The sequence below is a fragment of the Bifidobacterium asteroides genome (assembly GCF_003202695.1).
Taxonomy (GTDB): domain Bacteria; phylum Actinomycetota; class Actinomycetes; order Actinomycetales; family Bifidobacteriaceae; genus Bombiscardovia; species Bombiscardovia asteroides_G.
Window position 1 is genome coordinate 324,934 of record NZ_QGLL01000009.1, and the last position, 17,057, is coordinate 341,990.

14 protein-coding genes and 2 pseudogenes are annotated in these 17,057 nt (G+C 59.8%); 6 read left to right on the forward strand and 10 right to left on the reverse strand.

Features of this window, described 5'->3' with window-relative positions:
• Positions 1–110: 110 nt before the first annotated feature.
• The 5 genes from DKK75_RS07565 (at position 111) to DKK75_RS07585 (ending at position 5,391) form a co-directional block, all read left to right on the forward strand.
• Positions 111–1,181: an iron-siderophore ABC transporter substrate-binding protein gene (locus DKK75_RS07565; RefSeq protein WP_181414506.1), complete on the forward strand. Its 1,071-nt coding sequence runs from the start codon at positions 111–113 to the stop codon at positions 1,179–1,181.
• A 44-nt stretch (positions 1,182–1,225) separates the two neighbouring features.
• Positions 1,226–2,275: a FecCD family ABC transporter permease gene (locus DKK75_RS07570; RefSeq protein ID WP_110452802.1), complete on the forward strand. Its 1,050-nt coding sequence runs from the start codon at positions 1,226–1,228 to the stop codon at positions 2,273–2,275.
• Positions 2,276–2,319: 44 nt separating this feature from the next.
• Positions 2,320–3,336: a FecCD family ABC transporter permease gene (locus DKK75_RS07575; RefSeq protein WP_181414507.1), complete on the forward strand. Its 1,017-nt coding sequence runs from the start codon at positions 2,320–2,322 to the stop codon at positions 3,334–3,336.
• A 5-nt stretch (positions 3,337–3,341) separates the two neighbouring features.
• Positions 3,342–4,241, forward strand: coding sequence for an ABC transporter ATP-binding protein (locus tag DKK75_RS07580; RefSeq protein WP_110452804.1), 900 nt, complete (start codon positions 3,342–3,344; stop codon positions 4,239–4,241).
• Between the two features lie 178 nt (positions 4,242–4,419).
• A complete protein-coding gene (locus DKK75_RS07585) occupies positions 4,420–5,391 on the forward strand; it encodes a siderophore-interacting protein (protein ID WP_110452805.1) in 972 nt (323 codons plus the stop codon).
• Positions 5,392–5,600: 209 nt separating this feature from the next.
• Here DKK75_RS07585 and DKK75_RS07590 read toward each other — a convergent pair whose 3' ends face one another.
• From DKK75_RS07590 to DKK75_RS07625, 8 genes and pseudogenes are all read right to left on the reverse strand, one after another.
• Positions 5,601–6,191 carry an anthranilate synthase component II gene (locus DKK75_RS07590; protein ID WP_110452806.1) on the reverse strand — a complete coding sequence of 197 codons (591 nt, stop codon included), beginning with the start codon at positions 6,189–6,191 and terminating at the stop codon, positions 5,601–5,603.
• Complete coding sequence (locus DKK75_RS07595) at positions 6,172–7,809, reverse strand: anthranilate synthase component I family protein (RefSeq protein WP_110452807.1); 1,638 nt, start codon at positions 7,807–7,809, stop codon at positions 6,172–6,174. Before DKK75_RS07595 ends, DKK75_RS07590 begins: the two co-directional genes overlap by 20 nt.
• A 450-nt stretch (positions 7,810–8,259) precedes the next feature.
• Positions 8,260–9,708 (reverse strand): MFS transporter, encoded by a 1,449-nt coding sequence (locus DKK75_RS07600; RefSeq protein ID WP_110452808.1) that lies wholly within the window; start codon positions 9,706–9,708, stop codon positions 8,260–8,262.
• Positions 9,709–9,748: 40 nt separating this feature from the next.
• On the reverse strand, positions 9,749–10,672 hold the full coding sequence (locus DKK75_RS07605; protein ID WP_110452809.1) for a nucleoside hydrolase: 924 nt from the start codon (positions 10,670–10,672) through the stop codon (positions 9,749–9,751).
• On the reverse strand, positions 10,669–11,526 hold the full coding sequence (locus tag DKK75_RS07610) for an energy-coupling factor ABC transporter ATP-binding protein (RefSeq protein WP_110452810.1): 858 nt from the start codon (positions 11,524–11,526) through the stop codon (positions 10,669–10,671). The genes DKK75_RS07605 and DKK75_RS07610 overlap by 4 nt, the downstream gene beginning before the upstream one ends.
• Positions 11,523–12,371 (reverse strand): energy-coupling factor ABC transporter ATP-binding protein, encoded by an 849-nt coding sequence (locus DKK75_RS07615; RefSeq protein WP_110452811.1) that lies wholly within the window; start codon positions 12,369–12,371, stop codon positions 11,523–11,525. Before DKK75_RS07615 ends, DKK75_RS07610 begins: the two co-directional genes overlap by 4 nt.
• Complete coding sequence (locus DKK75_RS07620; RefSeq protein ID WP_110452812.1) at positions 12,368–13,186, reverse strand: energy-coupling factor transporter transmembrane component T; 819 nt, start codon at positions 13,184–13,186, stop codon at positions 12,368–12,370. The genes DKK75_RS07615 and DKK75_RS07620 overlap by 4 nt, the downstream gene beginning before the upstream one ends.
• Before the next feature lie 146 nt (positions 13,187–13,332).
• Positions 13,333–13,983, reverse strand: a pseudogene (locus tag DKK75_RS07625) (ECF transporter S component); the annotation flags it as partial.
• A gap of 250 nt (positions 13,984–14,233) precedes the next feature.
• Here DKK75_RS07625 and DKK75_RS07630 point away from each other — a divergent pair.
• Positions 14,234–16,105 (forward strand): PfkB family carbohydrate kinase, encoded by a 1,872-nt coding sequence (locus DKK75_RS07630; RefSeq protein ID WP_110452814.1) that lies wholly within the window; start codon positions 14,234–14,236, stop codon positions 16,103–16,105.
• Positions 16,106–16,181: 76 nt separating this feature from the next.
• Here the strand turns inward: DKK75_RS07630 and DKK75_RS08175 are convergent, their stop codons facing one another.
• Positions 16,182–16,526, reverse strand: a complete 345-nt coding sequence (locus DKK75_RS08175) for a hypothetical protein (protein WP_181414508.1) — start codon at positions 16,524–16,526, stop codon at positions 16,182–16,184.
• 415 nt (positions 16,527–16,941) lie between these two features.
• Positions 16,942–17,057, reverse strand: a pseudogene (locus DKK75_RS07645) (carbohydrate ABC transporter permease); the annotation flags it as partial.

Below are 17,057 nucleotides of genomic sequence, written 5' to 3' on the forward strand. Positions count from 1 at the left end.
ACACATGCAACCAAGGAAATCAACTCTTTTCTTCCCGTCGTGCCGATGCTACATCTGGTACCTGGCTCTGGTACACCATGCCAATTCGACAGCACGATCAAAGGAACCACATGCACATTCGACCACTCCTTTCCCTCGCTCGATTCAAGCGCACTATCGCAGTAATCCTGGTACTGGCAAGCGCCCTGTTCTTCCTAGGCGGCTGCGGATCGGGCTCGCAGGCAGACCAGTCCAACCAGTCGAAGGCCTCGGAAGGGCAAGGCACCTTCCCCGTCAAGATCGATCATGTTTACGGCACCACCTCGATCCCTTCCAAGCCCAAGCGCATCGCCACCGTCGGATGGGCCACTCCCGACAACCTCATCGCCTTGGGGGTCGTGCCGGTCAGCATCCAGAAGAACTCCTTCGGCAAGACCGTGAATGGAGGGTATCTGCCCTGGACCAAGGATGCCCTGGATGCCATGCATGTGGACAAGGCGGACATGCCCAAGCTGCATGACGAATCAGACGGCATCGATGTCGAGGCCATCGCTGCATCCAAGCCCGATCTGATCATCGGCCTGCTCTCCGGCATGACCAAGAAGCAGTACGACACCTTGAGCAGGATCGCGCCCACCGTCGCCTATCAGAAGGTTGCCTGGGGCGACCCCTGGCGCAAGGTCATCACCGCCACGGCTCAGGCCATCGGAGAACCCGAAAAGGGCAAGCATCTGATAGCCGACCTGGAGGAGCGCATCGCAACGGCCGCAGAGGCCCACTCAGCCATCAAGGGGAAGACCGGGGCGGTCATGTACTTCGATGCTTCCAAGCTCTCCAAGTTCAGCGTTTACACCACCTCGGACGCCCGTCCGCAATTCCTGAACGACCTGGGCCTGGAGACTCCGGAGTCGATCAAGGAGGACTCCAAGAGCACCAAGGACTTCTACAAGGAGATCTCCTCCGAGCACGCCGACAGGTACAAGGATGTCGACATCATCGTCACCTATGGCACCCCGGACCTGCTTGAAGCGATGCGCAAGGACCCCCTCCTCTCCAAGATTCCCGCAGTCGAGCGCGGATCCGTCGTGGTCATCGACAATGACAGCGAGATGGCCAATGCCCTTGACCCCTCGGCCCTGTCCATCCAGAAGACGACCGACACCTACGCCGGGCTTCTGGGCGAGGCCGCCGCCAAGGTCTGATCAGGCCGCAGACGAGGTGATGAAAGAGGGAGAGGCGGCGATATATGCGATCGGGAGTGACTCTGCGCTCAGGCACCCGGCGGGCAGCCATGCATCGCAAGGGAAACGGACCCATGGTCTTGTCCATACTGATTCTGGCGGCCTGTCTGGTCATGGCCTGCGCCCTGTCCCTGGTTTTCGGCTCCCGTTCCGTCAGCCCTTCCGACATCCTCCACGCCCTGTCCGCCTCCTCGGATGACATCGCGGTCTCGGCCATCCGCCTGAGAATCCCCCGCACCGTTCTTGGCCTCCTGGTCGGTGCCGGGCTCGGGGTAGCCGGGACCCTGATGCAGGGCATATCACGCAATCCACTGGCAGATCCGTCGATTCTGGGCTTCAATACGGGGGCGGCCCTGGCGATCGTCTGCTCCATAGCCTTCTTCTCCCTATCGACGCCGGCCCAGTACGTCTGGGTCGGACTGCTGGGCAGTGCGACGACCGCACTGGTCGTCTGGACCATAGGCTCCCTGGGGCCATCCGGTCCATCTCCGCTACGGCTGACCCTGGCCGGTGTCGTGATCAGTTCGGTACTGGGGTCTCTTACCTCCGCCATCCTTCTGCCCCGCGTCAATGTCATCAGCTCTTATCGCTTCTGGCAGGTGGGCGGAATCTCCGGCGCCCGGTTCGACCTCATGATGCCGGTCCTGCCTCTTCTTGCTCTTGGACTGATACTCGCCTTCTGCCTGACGCCCGGAATCAACGCCTTGACCCTGGGTGATCAGATGGCCGAAGGACTGGGTATGCACGTCGGACGTGTCCGCAGCCTGGCCTGGCTTGCGGCGATACTCCTCTGCGCCTCCTGTACGGCACTGGCAGGTCCGATTGGCTTCGTCGGATTGGTGGTCCCCCATGTGGCACGACTGCTCATAGGACCCGACTACAGGCGAATCATGGCCCTGAGCATCCTCATCGGCCCCCTCCTGGTGGTTGGTGCCGACGTGGTGGGCAGGATAATCACCCGTCCATCCGATGTGGAGGTCGGCATCGTCACGGCACTGATTGGGGCTCCCGTATTCGTGATTCTGGCCGGGCGCAGAAGAACCGCGGAGGTATAGGCATGGATGCTTGCCTCCTTCAGAAATCGCATAGACCCGATGCGATGACCGACCTGCAACGGATACGACAGACCCATACCGTTCGTTCACTGGCAGTCACCATCCTGCTTGTGGTACTCCTGGTTGCTCTCGCGCTGTCCGACCTGGTTCTGGGACACCGCACATACTCCATGAGCGACCTGATTGGAGCACTTCTGGGGCAGGGAGACGAAGGGACCAGATTCGTGATTCTCCAACTCCGCATGCCCAGGGCACTGATCGGCTGCGCCGCCGGCATCGCATTCGGCATGGCCGGAATTGGTTTCCAACACCTCCTGCGCAACATGATGGCCAGCCCGGATATCATCGGCATCACGGCAGGAGCCAACACGGCCGCCATCTTCGGCATTGTCGTATTGGGCCTGTCGGGCATGCCCTTGGCCTGCCTGGCGGTCATGGGCGGTCTCCTGACAGCCCTCCTGGTCATGGCCCTGGCCTGGCGCGGATCGTTCGACCCGACCCGGCTGATACTGATCGGCATCGGAGTGGCCGCAGGGTTCAATGCTCTGGGTTCCTGGCTGATGGTTCGCAGCAACCAATGGGACATCCAGGCAGCAACCCGGTGGCTGACGGGCAGCCTGGCCGATGCCCAGTGGTCCGATCTACCCATACTGGCAACAACAACCCTGGTCGGCGCCATGCTCCTGCTGGCACTCGACAGGAATGTCAGCACACTGCAGCTGGGACCGGAGATGGCCGCCGGACTGGGAGTCATGGTAAGCCGTGTCCAGTTCGAGGTGATTATCGTGAGTGTGCTGCTCCTGGCTGTCGCAACGGCAACCACCGGTCCCATCTCCTTTGTTTCGTTCCTCTCCGGCCCCATCGCCGCAGTCCTGGTTGGTCGGGGAACATCGGCCCTTATCCAGTCGGGCCTGGTGGGAGGTTGCCTGGTTCTGGGGTCGGACATCGTCGCCCAACATCTGCCCACAACCCAGGTGCCGGTCGGCATCATCACCAGCATTGTGGGCGGACCCGTCCTCATCCTGATCATGGTCCTCATAACCCGCAGACAGGAGCTCTGACCATCATGACATCATCTCCGGCATACGACGCTTGGAGCAGCGCGCATAAGCTGGCTGCCTCGCACCTTCGCCTCACCTATGGCGGGCGTACAGTCATCGAGGACCTGAGTCTGGATATACCCCCACACACGATGGGGTCCATCATTGGACCCAACGGATGCGGAAAATCAACCTTCCTCAAGGCCATGGCCAGGATACTGAAACCAGCCTCGGGGACCGTCACGCTGGACGGAGAGCCCATCACCAGCATGCCCACCCGCAAGGTTGCAACGATTCTGGGGTTACTGCCGCAGAACCCGTCAGCACCCGCAGGCATCACCATCGCCGACCTGGTCGCTCGTGGCCGATACCCCCACCACCACTTCGTCGAGCGGTGGACGACCAAGGACGAAAAGGCAGTGGAACGGGCCCTCGCCCTGACCGGACTGACCGATATGGCGGGGTGCCCGATCGACCGCCTATCCGGAGGCCAACGCCAGCGCGCCTGGATTGCCTTGACCCTCGCCCAGCAGACCGACATACTCCTTCTTGACGAACCGACCACGTATCTCGACATCGCCTACCAGCTTGAGGTACTTGACCTGCTGAGCACCCTGAACAGGCAGGAGGGCGTCACGGTGGTCATGGTTCTCCACGACCTGAACATGGCCGCCAGATATTCGGATTGGATCCTGGCCATCAAGGATGGCAGGAGGATCGCTTTGGGCGCTCCCGATAAGGTCATAAATGAGAGCCTGGTCAGCGAGGTATTCGGCATCGCATCCACCGTGGTGACCGATGGGTCCACCGGCACCCCATTGATGACCCCGGCACCCAGCCATAGTCTTGAAGCCCACTCTGGCGGGGCTGGCAATGTACACGTACACTGGGATGACCCGACAGCGCGACAGCAACCAATCCAATGATGTAAAACCCTCGATGTAAACCCCTCGTCCTCTTCTCCGCATCGCTAACACCAACGTCTCCGACCAGAAAGCCTCAAAACCACCGATTCACGAACCATGACAACCTGAGTGGAGCCCCATCCTCAGGCAACTTGACGTTCCGATCAACCCATAAACCTCAACCGAAAGATAGCCAGCCATGGAACACCAAGCCAACAACCAGCCTGTCCCTTTGATTCCCTTCCGCGTCTCCGTAGCCAGAGCGGAAACGCTCTCGCCCCACTTCAAGCGGATCGTCTTCCAGGGACCGGATCTGAAGATTTTTGCAGACGCTGGGTACGATGAGCGAATCAAAATCCTCTTGCCGCTCCCCGACGGATCCGTGCCGCCCCCTTCATTCTTCGAGGCGACCCCTGAAGATCCGCTTGCCTGGTACCAACAGTGGAAGACCATGCCCGCAGGGAGCCGCAACCCGCTGCGCACCTATACGGTTCGCAAGGTCAGGCCCGAGAGCGAGCAAATAGATGTGGACTTCGTCATCCACGACCATGCCGGACCGGCTGGAGCCTTTGCAGAGGCAGCAAGACCAGGCGATCAGGCCATCATCATCGGCCCCAATGCACAGGCCGGAGGACCCGTCGCGGGGATGGACTTTCACCCAGGCCAATCCAGACATCTTCTCCTGGTGGGCGATGAGACTGCGGTACCAGCCATCGGCGCCATAATGGACAGCCTGATCCGCGACCACTGGCAGGGAGAGGGGGTGGCATTGATCGAAGTCCCGACCGAAGAGGACCGTCTTCCGCTGCCCGAGCATGAAGGAATCCGCATAATTTGGACGACCTGCGACGAATCCGGGCATGGGCACGCCCTCACTGAAGCCATGCGCAACCTACTGGACGACCTGCCAATCCATCCGCCTACGGCCGCAACCGCTGAATCTTCCAAGGAATTCACAGAGGTCGATATCGACAAAGAGCTGCTCTGGGAGACTGCCGATGCCGCCCAAGCCGATGCCTCCATTTATGCCGACGACCTGTACGCCTGGATCGCCGGAGAGGCAGCCACCGTCCGCGAACTAAGGCGCATGCTGGTCAGAGACCAGGGAATGGATCGGCGCAGCGTCTCATTCATGGGATATTGGCGCCAGGGCCGCAGCGAGATGTCCTGACCGCCCGACCCCGTGAGCGGGCGACCACCCTCGTCTTTTCCTGACCTGCAAGTAAAGGGCGATCACAGAAGCCCTTCTGACTGCGTGAGTAACAGGTCATGGGCTGCCGAATCGAATCCGCCACGGCATCTTGCAGGATTGATGGATAGGAACCACAGCCTTGCTTGCTGTGCGGCAGATTGGATGGAACCCCGTCCGGTTCTGATGAGTCAGTTCCCGTCAGATGAACCGCAGTACTCCCGGAAGAAATTGCCGATCACCTGGTGACCATACTGGCTGCCGATGCTCTCAGGGTGGAACTGAACGCCCTCCATAAGCAACCGGCCCCGCCTAAGGCCCATCACATAGCCATCCAGAAGCGAGCGCGCGCTGATCTCCAGATCGGCGATCTGGCTGACCGAGGCCTCGTCGGCAACCAGGGAATGGTACCTGGTCACATCGAAGGTATCGGGCAAGCACCTGAAGCAGCCCTTCCCGTCGTTGCTTATCCCGCTCACCTTGCCGTGCTGACGACTGGAGGCCCTGACCACCCGTGCTCCGGCGTGTACCGCGATGGCCTGCATGCCCAAACAGATGCCGAAGACCGGCTTCCGTCCTGCCACCTGGTCAAGAAGCTCCAGGTAGCCGCAGTCCTCCGGGCGCCCCGGCCCGGGGCCCAGAATGACCGCATCGAAGGCAAGCGGATTTACTTCTGCAAGGTGGTTCACCCGGACGATGGTCGTATTGGCGCCCAACAGGTCCACGTAGTTCTTGACCACGTAGACGAAACTGTCGAAGGCATCAACCAGCAAGACTTTCATGGGCCAGCTCCTTTCCGGTGATGGCCAGGTAGGCCGAACTCATCTTCTTCATGGTCTCCTGCCACTCGCTCTCAGGCTGGGAATCCTCGACGATCCCCGCCGAGGCACGCAGGTGATAGCTGCCGGAATGGTAGGAGGCTGTGCGTATGCACAGTGCGGTCAGGACCAGACCGTCGAATCCGAGGAAGCCCACCGCCCCGGCATACACCCCGCGCGGGCTGACCTCGGTCTCCTCAATGATCTCCACGGCACGTACCTTGGGTGTTCCTGTCATGGTGCCGGCAGGGAAAGCGGCCGAGAAGACGTCATACTTGTCCAGACCAGGCCGGATCCGGCCGACCACATCCGAGACCATGTGAATGACGTGGGAGTAGACCTCGGTAGTCATCAATCGGTCCACCTTCAAGGATTCAGGCGTGCAGCACCTGGCTACGTCGTTGCGGCCCAGGTCCACAAGCATCAGGTGCTCGGCCCGCTCCTTGGAATCGCTGGTCAGCTGCCTGATGGCCGCCTGGCGAGCCTCTTCTTCTCCGGGGTTGCCGACCGTTCCGGCGATGGGCCGCAGGGTTATGTCACCAGCAGGGGTCAGCCCGATGAAGAGCTCGGGACTTGCTCCGATGACGTGCACGCCCTGAGGGGTCACGAAGTAGTACATATAGGGAGACGGGTCCTGCAGACGCAGCCGCTGGTAGACTTGGAAGGGCGGAATGCGGGAATCCACCTGGATCTCATGCCCGAGCTGGAGCTGATAGACATCGCCCAGGGCTATGTGCTCCTTGCCCTCGGCAAACCACTGATAGAAACGGTCCCGATCGATCGTGTCATGGGCCTCGTATGGATAGTCCGGCCCGATGCCACCCTGTATGCCGGTCTGGACCGCATCAGTGTTTGGAGATTGCCCCGGCGATGCGTCGAATTGAAGCAGCCCCAGCACATCTTCTAACGGCGCGGATTCATGCCCGGTCTCGCCGCTCTCGATTGGCACATTCGGAACCTGCGCACCAGACGGTGCAGAAGATCCGCGCTCTCGCAGATTTTCCTCACCCTCGGGACTGTCACATCCTGCAGGATCCTTATCGACATGGATCAGGGTGGCGCTGCAACCACCGGTTTTCAGATCCAGAGTGATGATTCCCCGATACAGCGTCAACGAGATGACAGGCAAGGCTGCATCCCTTGGTATGCGCTCCTCCAGATCCTCGATCATGAAGATGGTGTCATACCCGAAGTAGCCGAACCAGCCCATCCCGAAGGGGCCTTCGTGGTCGCCGCTGATGGCGAAGGAGGATTCCAGCCTCCTCAGCGCTGCAAAGACTTCCTGGATGCCGGGGACCGGAAGATGAACCACCCCCTGCTCAATCCGTCCGAAAGTCTCCAGCAGGCCCGTCAGCTGAGCATCGCCCAAAGGGTCGATGGTCATGACGTGGTCCGTCACGCTCACGGCCAGCATCGGTTCGAATCCGATTGCCGAGCGGTTACGATCCGGATCTGGGCCGCTCAGGGACTCCAGGATGAAGAGCTGATCCTCCCGATATCGGGTGCGCAGCCGCCTGTAGATGGCCAGTGCGTCAAGGTCGCTGGAGAACCGGCGGGATTCCAAAATTACGTTGATAGTCATTAGGGCACTTCCTAGGTCAAATACTGCGGTTGGGAAGCGGCAGCGATACCTCGCCTGATGCCGTTTCAGCGCGTCATGGATATGGATTTCCCATGGCAGGATGTCCGCAGATAGTAAAAGAGCAACCTCATGCACTGAGGCGAATACAGAAATCAGAAGAAAAACCGGCTACAACATCAACGCCATCGGGCATCGACATAGAAGAAGACACCCTTGGGCAACCAAGGCTGCAATGGTGTCGTTTTCTCCATGGCCACGATGCTAGAGCACCCGAATACATACGACCAGCCACCATCCAGAATTCGGACATTTTTAGACCAAAGACTGTTTATCCACCACCAGCGTTGTGAAAAATATGTCCAGCAGAATTCCGTCCACACCCTTATGGACAAGAACCGGGCCTAGGGGCAAATTCCCAGACCCGGTTCTCTCAATTAGCAGCTCGGAAGATCAGTCCTCGTCCTCAGCCACGCGGGAGTGGCTGTAGATCATCTTCATGGAGCAGATGAAGAGCACCAAGCCCAGCAGGATGATCACGCCGCCGATCATGAAGACATTGGCGTAGGTCGAAGCCAGGCCCTGCGCCGTGCCGGCCAGGCTGCCCGAACCCATGGATCCGTTGGCCATGAGCTGGCCGAAGAGGGCGACGCCGATGGAGCCGGTGATGGCCTGGAGCAGATCGTTGAAGCCGAGCACACGGCCGGACTCCTCAGGTGCCACGGTCAGGGTCGCAGTGTCAACGATGGGCTGGTAGAAGAAGGAGGTGCCGAAGTAGTAGATGCAGGGCGCCACAGCCAGGGCCCAGATCTTGCCGGCGGGGATCAGGAAGGCGATGGCGATCAGGCCGCCGCCCATGCAGGCCAGAGCCAGGATGACCGAAGCCTTGCGCCCGATCTTCTGAATGATCGGCCCGGCAGCGAATCCCATGATGCCGGCCAGGATGATGGACCAGACCAGCAGGTTGGAGACCTTGGAGGAGTCGATGCCGTACACGTTCAGACCAATGGCGTTGACGCCCGCGTTCAGGGTGTAGCTGAAGAAGTAGCCAACGAAGATGACGGTCATGGTCATGGCGAAGGCCGGGTTGGTCAGCATCTTCGGAGTGATGAAGGGATTGCTGGCCTTGTTGACATAGACCAGGAAGGCCACCAGGGTCACAATGCAGGCAATGCCCCAGCCCCAGTTGATGTCAGTGAAGAACATGGTCACCGAAGCAGCGAACAGTCCGATCAGCGTGAAGCCGATTCCGTCGATCTTGGCGCCAGCTGCATGCTGGTCGGGCAGGTTCTTGGCCAGAACGGGGATGAAGAGGACAGCCACAATGCCTACGCCGAAGAGCCAGCGCCAGTCAAGCAGGGTCATGTAGCCAGCCAGGAAGACTCCCAGGGCAGCGGCGAAGCGGAAAACCGCGACGAAGACGCCGTACCAGAGCACGCGCTTCTTCTTCTCCACATACTTGGAGACCAGAACCAGGAAGATGGATCCGGAAACCTGCCAGCCGGCCGATTGCACCACGCGGGCGGCGATGACGATCCAGATGCTGAAAGTACCGAAGCACCCCAGAATCGACCCCAGCACGAAGACGATCGTGCCCAGGATCATCATTTTCTTCAGGGAGACGAAATCACCCAGGGAGCCGTAGATGACGCAGACGATTCCCAGGATGATGCCGGGCAGCGAGGTGATCAGCGGAGCCAGATTGGCCTGGTTCAGCTGCTTGCCGATATTCACGTAGATCATGCCGAAGGCCTGCTGCTGAAGCACGCCCAGGGTGAAGATAATCAGAACCACCGGGATGGCTACGCGGGCCATCTTGTTCATTTTCGCGAACTCCGCAGTCCCCTCCTCGGGAACGGGTATGCCGTTCCTCTGCTCCTCGGAGACAGTTGACTCACTCATTTTTTCTTTAATTTCCTTTCGGTTCTTCGCAATGGGGAAGCTACTGACGGCGGACCTTGCCGACCTTGTCAACGAAGCAGGAACGGAACCTGTCCACGTCCACGTCCACGCAGACGCTGGCATTGGCCTTGCCGCCAAGGATGCCGTCGTAATCGACCACCGTGGCGCCCAGGGTGAGCGGGCTGGAGATCTCGACATCCACAAAGGCCTCGCGCATGGTGAACAGGTCTGGCTGAATCAGCACCATGGCGGCGGAGGGGTCGTACATCTTGATCCCCTCCTCAATGTGCCCACCGTCATAGGACCGGAAGAGGGAGGCGACCATGCCGCCCACTTCACCGGCTGCGTCCAGATCGTCCAGGTCTCCGGCGACCAGATGGGCCTTGCGACCGATGTCCAGGCCGACCATGGTCACAGGCAGCCCGCTGCGGAAGACCACCCTGGCGGCCTCTGGGTCGACGGAGATGTTGAACTCCCCATAGACCCCGATGTTGCCGCGTCCGGTGGAGCCTCCCATCATGACGATCCGGTCGATGTGGTCCTTGACCTCCGGGAAGGTGGCCAGCAACAGGGCGATGTTGGTCAGAGGGCCCAGGGTCAGGATGGTGACTGGCTCATCGCTCTCCAGCAGCACCCGCCGCTCCTCCAGGACCGCGTTGTTCTCGGTCAGCAGGCTGGTGTCCGGCTCAGGAAAGACGAATGACCCCATCCCCGACTTGCCGTGGGCTTCGGTGGCGAACCTGTTGTCGCGCATGAGCGGGGCCGCCGCGCCACGGGCCACGGGAATGCGCCTGCCCAGGAAAGTCAGCAGCTTCAGCGCATTGTTGGTGGTGTGGCCGATGCCCACATTGCCGGACACCGACGCTATCAGCCTGATGTCAAAGCCGGGTTCGTCGACCAGCATCGTAATGGCCGCAGCATCATCGATGCCGGGGTCCGTGTCGATGATCAGTGGTCTGGTCATTGCTTCACTCCTTTTGCTCTTGTCGTATCCAAACTCAAATTCCTGCCCCCGCTTTGAGCCCGGCGGGCTGCATCGACAAAGGCGGCGACGGTGAAGACCGGGCCATCCAAGCCCACCTGCCGGGCCACCCGGGTGATGGGCGGAGGCGTCACATAGGCCTGCTTGAGCACATCCTCCTGGGCGAAGACCTCCTCGCGGCTGCCATCCAGCTGGACCCGGCCATGCTGCATGAGCACAACCCTGGGGAAGTTGCGGGTGACAAACTTCATATCGTGGGAAATGGTGATGCAGAGTCTGCCTTGGTCTTGCAGACGGGCGATGATGGCAGCCAGCCGATCATTGCCGGCCCGGTCCTGTCCGCACGTGGGTTCGTCGAAGACCACAGCACCCGTGTCCATCATGAGGACGGAGCCGATGGCGCAGAACTTCTTTTCGGTGGGGCTCAGATCGAACGGATGATCATCCAGCCGGCCCGCCAGGCCCACTAACTGCGCCACCTGCTCCATGCGGCGCTCTATCAGATCCTGATCGACCCCAAGCTGCCGGGGACCGAACTCGAATTCCTTGCGGATGCTGTCCAGAAAGAGCTGATCGTCGGGATTCTGAAAGACGTACCCCACCTTGCGGGCCCACTGGGCCGTGTTCGCCGTAGCCAGATCGACGCCGTCAATCAAGATGCGACCACTGGTTGGTCTAAGGATGCCGTTCAGATGCTTGGCCAGGGTGGTCTTGCCAGCGCCGTTCTGACCGATCAGCGCCACAGGCTGATCACCTTCGAAGGTCAGATTCACTCCGTCCAGGGCACGATGGCCATGCGGGTAGACGTATTCCAGATGCTCCAGGTCGATCTTCATCGCAGCGCCTTCCGAATCATGCGTACCGCCTGGTCCTCGCGTACGGGCAGATCCGGCAGGTCGAATCCAGCGTCCTGCAAACCCCTGCCGAGTTTGACGTAATCCGGTATGTCAATCCCCCGCTTCACCGTCTCGGGATCGGTGAAGACCTCCTCGGGGGTGCCCATGGCACGAACCCGGCCTGCCCCCAGGACCATGACCTGGTCGGCGCATCGAGCGACCCGCTCCATATCGTGATCGACCATGACTACGGTGATCCCCTCATGGTTGAGCCGCTTGACAATGTCGAAGATCTCCTCGCTGCCTAGTGGATCCAGCTGGGCTGTGCATTCGTCCAGAACCAGAATGTCCGGTTCCATGATCAAGGTCGAGCCCAGGGCCACTCGCTGCACCTGTCCGCCGGAAAGCTCCAGAGGGTTCTTGCCGAGCAGATCCTCGATATGCATAAGGGCGGCCACCCGAGCCACCTTGGCATGCATGGTTTCACGTGGAACTCCATAGTTGCCCAGCCCAAAGGCCAGTTCCTCGGCTACGGTCCCGGCCGTATAGGAGAGCTGATTGAAGGGGTTCTGAAAGACCAGTCCCACATGTCTGGACAGATCGGCAATGTTCGAAGCGGCTACGTCGATGTCCTCGATCCGGATGCTTCCCTTGGATTTGCCTACGAAATAGTGCGGAATCAGACCGACCAAGGCGTTGCACAGGGTCGACTTGCCCGATCCGTTGGCTCCGACGATGCAGAAGAAGCTGCCCTGCTCCACGCTGAAGCTCACCCGCTTCAACGTGCTTCGATCGGCATCACGGTATCTGAAGGAGAAGTCATCCACTCGTATGACCTCAGTCATGCCCGACCTCCCCATTGAATGGCCAAGGTGATCAGGCCGGCACGCGCGAGGCAGCCGAGCACCAGAGCCAGCACCAGGAAAACGATGAACAGGATGGTCATCACCGTGTCGCTGCGCCGCCAGACCACCTCCAGGTAGCTGGTCTGCCGCACCCCTCGGATGCCGAATCCCCGGGTCTCCAGGGTCATCCCGCGCTCCTGCGAATCCGTCAGGGAGGAAAGAACCACCGGCCCAAGCAGGGGCAGGAAGGCCCGTGCCCGGGGAATCAAGCCGCCGCCGGTCTCCAGACCACGTGCATGCTGAGACTGCTCGATGACCGCAATCCTGCGCTGCATCTGGGGGACCACATTCAGACTGGCCAGGATCAGGTAGCCGATCTTCGATGGCACGCCTATCTGCGTCAAAGCCGCAACCAGGCGACCCATGTAGGTAGTTTTATTGGTCAGGTAGAAAGACCCCAGGAAGACCAAAAGGGTTACTACGATTTTGGCCGCATAGAGGCTGCCTTCAAGGCCCAGCTCGGCAAATCCCAAGTCAAGAATGGCCTTGGTGTTCCTCGGGCTATAGCACCCCTGAATAAACAGCAGCATGAGCGTGACGGGAATGCCGAACCCGAGCATGACGCCAGAGAAAGGCCGGAGCACCCGGGCCAGGGCCGCTGCTACGAAGAGGATGACGATGATTCCCAGACCCAGGGTAAAGTCCGGCCAAGCCAAAGTCGCAAGGCCTAAGGAACACACCCCAGCAATCTTGGCCATGGGATGCATGCGAGCCAGCGGAGAATCAGGAATCCCGTTCGATGCACGACCAGGCATCAGCGTTCAGACCTTTGGGTACGTTCACGGTCCGAGTCCGCTGGATCGCCTGTCGATGAGCCACAATCAGATTCTGCCGCACCGTCGACCTTCCTCGGCCGGGCTGGACGCTCCTGACTGGACGCTCCAGCCGCTTCGCGCTCGTTGTCGTCTTCGTCCTCATCCAGGTCATCCAAATCGTCCAGATCCGCCTGGTCATCGCTGCCATCCAGGGCGTACTGGCTCAGGAAGCGCTTGGGGATTCGACGCACGATCACATAAGCGATCAGAACGGTAATGCCCTTGTCGATCAAATTCTCCAGCATGGAGGAGGAGAGCACCGAGATGACGATGTTCTTCACCGCCACCACCAGTGCAGCTGTGAGAACCGAAGTGCCGTTGACTCCAGTGGCGCCCCCGTAGACGAGCACGGTGATCAGGGAGGCGGTGACCGTGTTGACCAGTGCGCAGGCCAGCCAGACCAGGACGACTCCCCATATCCGTTTGAACAGCCCCGCCTTGACCATGTATCCGATGACCAGGCCGCACAAAACGCTGGAGAGCGCATAGGGCAGATAGACCGGATTGGCCACCAAAGCGAGGAAGATATTGGTCAGCAGCCCGCACAGGGCAGCCACCCAAGGGCCGGACAGACAGGCGATGACCGTGGTGCCAATCATATCCAGGAAGAGCGGCAGTTTGAGGGTGGAGCTCAGGGTTCCGCCGATGAGGTTGATGCCCACCGCGATGGGTATCAGCACCAAGGATTTTGTCGAGAACTGAGCTGTGATTCCTCTCCACAACGATCGCGCGCTCATAATCCGTACCGCCTTTGGTCCTTGAATGTCGATTTCTGCAGATGGCCGTCGCTCACAGCCAGATCCGCATCACCGCTTTGAGAAACCACTTTCGTAAACAACTTTCATTGACAGAGACTATCAACAGCTGTCTGGGGTGTCAAATGCGAAACCTCTGACGACGATCTCTCAGGTAAGCTTGATTCGCCAGATCCAACAGGCCAACGAAGCCATTCGCCGGAGCGTCAGAGATGAGGAGGACAGGAACCCTATGAACATCAAGGACATTGCCCAGCTTGCCGGCGTATCCACCTCGACGGTCTCCAAGATCGTGAATCACAGGGACGCAGGCATCACAGCCGCCACGCGCGACCGGGTCCTTGAATTGGTCAGGAAGTACCACTACACGCCTTACGGATCCTCCAAGCCCAACACCACCACCTGGAGAATCGGGGTCCTGCTGAGCTCATCCATCTCCATGGACTCCACCTTGGACGGAATCATCCAGCAGGCACAGAAATCCGGTTACGGGACCCTGGTCTTCAACAGCTACGGCGATCACGACCAGGAGGAGCGCAACATTCTTGCCGCCCTGGAGCATAGGGTGGATGGCTTGGTCTGGGAGCCGATCGACCGCGCAAGCCTGTCCTTGAAAAGCCGGATCGAGGCAGGAGGGATTCCCGAGCTCACCATTGGCCCCCTAGGAGACGACAAGACCGCGCTCATGCCCTACGAAGAGGCTGCATACAGTCTTACGGAAGAGCTGATCAAGCGCCGCCACACCAGCATCGCTTGCCTGCTCTCGCCGGGCAGACGGACCCAGAGCTTCCTGCACGGCTATCGACGCTGCTTGTTCGACCACAACCTCCAACACCACGCTGACATGGTCCTGGGAACCATCGACGAGGATCTGACCCGGGTATTGGAGAACCGGCATGTCACCGGAGTCGTGGCATCCCACTACCACCACGCCCTGGAATTCCTCCAGTTTGCCGAATCCATGCACTACCGCCTCCCCCAGGATCTCTCCCTGGTCTCGCTGATGAACGACACCAACGTGCACCTGCGCTACCCGGGCAGTCCGGAGATATCGTCCTACATCATGCGCAACGCCGACTTCGGCGCCTACCTGTGCCGACGGATCATCCACGCCATCGAACATGACTCCCATCAAAGCGAGGCATTCGACCATGTCTTCGCGCTGGAAGGCGAGCAGACCGTCGGCCGGCCCCCGGACCAGCAATGCAAGAAGATCGTAGTGGTCGGCAGCATCAACGTAGACACCTACCTGACCGCCTCCAGCCTGCCCAAGGCGGGCATGACCACCACGACCAGAAACTTCGCCTCCACGCCGGGGGGCAAGGCCACCAACCAGGCGGTGGGCGTGGCCAGGCTGCAGCATCAGGTCTCCCTGATCGGCAATGTCGGCAGCGATCCGGCTGCGGACTACATATACAAAACCATGAGGCAGGCCCGTGTGGATGCCACCGGCGTGCGCAGAGTCACCGGGGCGGACACCGGCAAAGCCTACATTTTCGTCGACAGCAAGGGCGAGTCGATGATCTCCCTGGTCGCCGGCGCCAACGAATCCCTGACGCCGGACGACATCACCGCGCGCGATCAGATTTTCCGAAACACCGGCTACTGCCTGATCCAGACGGAGATTCCCATGGACACTGTCGCCGAAGCCTGCCGGACAGCCAAACGTCACCATGCCGCCACTATCCTCAAGCCGTCATCCTGCAACCATCTGCCTGAGGACCTTCTGAATTCGATCGACATTCTGATTCCAAATTTCAACGAGCTGAACACTCTGATACCCGGACCGGAATCGGTAGTGGATAAGGCACAACGGTTCATTGACGGCGGGGTCGGCAAGGTCATCATCACCCTGGGAGAGCGCGGCTGCACCCTGGTCACTGCCAGCGGGCACAAGGACTTCCCCGCCCATGAGGCACGAGCGGTCGACGACACCGGCGCCAGCGATGCCTTCATCAGCGCTCTGGCTTCCTATCTGTGCAACGGATGCTCCCTGGACAAAGCCGCTCGGATCGCCAATCTGGCCGCCGGTTTCAGCGTCGCCCATGAAGGCGTCATCCCCTCCCTGATCAGCCGTCGCCAACTGGAGGGCCTGATCGACTGAGCACTCCGGGTGCGAGCAGGGTCATGTCTATCCGTCCTAATGGGCTTCGCTCTTCAACATAAAGCACATGTGCGCGTCAAGAGGGTACGGTCTGGTCGTAAGTGTATGCGGCGACGACTTTGAAGAAACCATCGCAGAAACATATCAGCTCAATGCTGATGGCTGGATTTTCTTCGCTGACGCCATTACCTTGCGATGTGTCTGCCACCTTAAACAGGATTACCCCGTCATATTGGCAGGTGACTATTTGGGCGATGGCGAATTGGACGCGGTCATGATGCCCAATGTTGATGCATCGTGTTACGCCGCGAATTGGCTTATCGAGCATTCCGATGGTCGCATAGGAATGACCGGCGCTTCTTTCGAAATCTACGAGAAGGATGCCATAGATCTTGATCCGACACCCCAGTGGCTTCGTCATATACAGGACAGAGACACAGACATGAGACTGCATGGGTATCCATTAGCCCTACAAGATCACGCCTTACAGCCTGATCGATTATTCGTCCCGTTCGTGAACTGATTGAAATAGAAGGCGAAAAAGCCGCAGAGATGCCGCTGCAAACAGTAAATATGCCTCAAGCATCATATGCGCCAACGATGCACTGGCTCTGGGCGCCTTGTCTACCTTGTCCAAGCATCACATTTCCGTACCGGAACAAATGCAAGCAATCGGCTTTGAGCGTCACACCACTATCCGATAACGGATAGACGAGCATTTCAACTCCTCCCATTGTCTCAGAGTCACACCCATCAGAGCTCTAGACAACACAAATAACCTAAATGCCTCATGCCCGAAGAGACGCCGTCATAAGGATATTCCAAGGTTTGTTTGGCTATTCTTTGACGGCTCCTGCGGCGAGGCCGGACTGCCAGTATTTCTGCAGGAGGAGGAAGGCGATGACCAGGGGGATGATGGTGATCAGGCTTCCGGTGATGACCAGGTTCTGGA

Coding starts and splice junctions, on each gene's coding strand:
- DKK75_RS08175 (WP_181414508.1), bottom strand. CDS start 16,526: ATGACGAAGCCACTGGGGTGTCGGATCAAGATCTATGGCATCCTTCTC.
- DKK75_RS07570 (WP_110452802.1), top strand. CDS start 1,226: ATGCGATCGGGAGTGACTCTGCGCTCAGGCACCCGGCGGGCAGCCATG.
- DKK75_RS07610 (WP_110452810.1), bottom strand. CDS start 11,526: ATGAAGATCGACCTGGAGCATCTGGAATACGTCTACCCGCATGGCCAT.
- DKK75_RS07600 (WP_110452808.1), bottom strand. CDS start 9,708: ATGAGTGAGTCAACTGTCTCCGAGGAGCAGAGGAACGGCATACCCGTT.
- DKK75_RS07615 (WP_110452811.1), bottom strand. CDS start 12,371: ATGACTGAGGTCATACGAGTGGATGACTTCTCCTTCAGATACCGTGAT.
- DKK75_RS07590 (WP_110452806.1), bottom strand. CDS start 6,191: ATGAAAGTCTTGCTGGTTGATGCCTTCGACAGTTTCGTCTACGTGGTC.
- DKK75_RS07605 (WP_110452809.1), bottom strand. CDS start 10,672: ATGACCAGACCACTGATCATCGACACGGACCCCGGCATCGATGATGCT.
- DKK75_RS07595 (WP_110452807.1), bottom strand. CDS start 7,809: ATGACTATCAACGTAATTTTGGAATCCCGCCGGTTCTCCAGCGACCTT.
- DKK75_RS07620 (WP_110452812.1), bottom strand. CDS start 13,186: ATGCCTGGTCGTGCATCGAACGGGATTCCTGATTCTCCGCTGGCTCGC.
- DKK75_RS07575 (WP_181414507.1), top strand. CDS start 2,320: ATGACCGACCTGCAACGGATACGACAGACCCATACCGTTCGTTCACTG.
- DKK75_RS07565 (WP_181414506.1), top strand. CDS start 111: ATGCACATTCGACCACTCCTTTCCCTCGCTCGATTCAAGCGCACTATC.
- DKK75_RS07630 (WP_110452814.1), top strand. CDS start 14,234: ATGAACATCAAGGACATTGCCCAGCTTGCCGGCGTATCCACCTCGACG.
- DKK75_RS07585 (WP_110452805.1), top strand. CDS start 4,420: ATGGAACACCAAGCCAACAACCAGCCTGTCCCTTTGATTCCCTTCCGC.
- DKK75_RS07580 (WP_110452804.1), top strand. CDS start 3,342: ATGACATCATCTCCGGCATACGACGCTTGGAGCAGCGCGCATAAGCTG.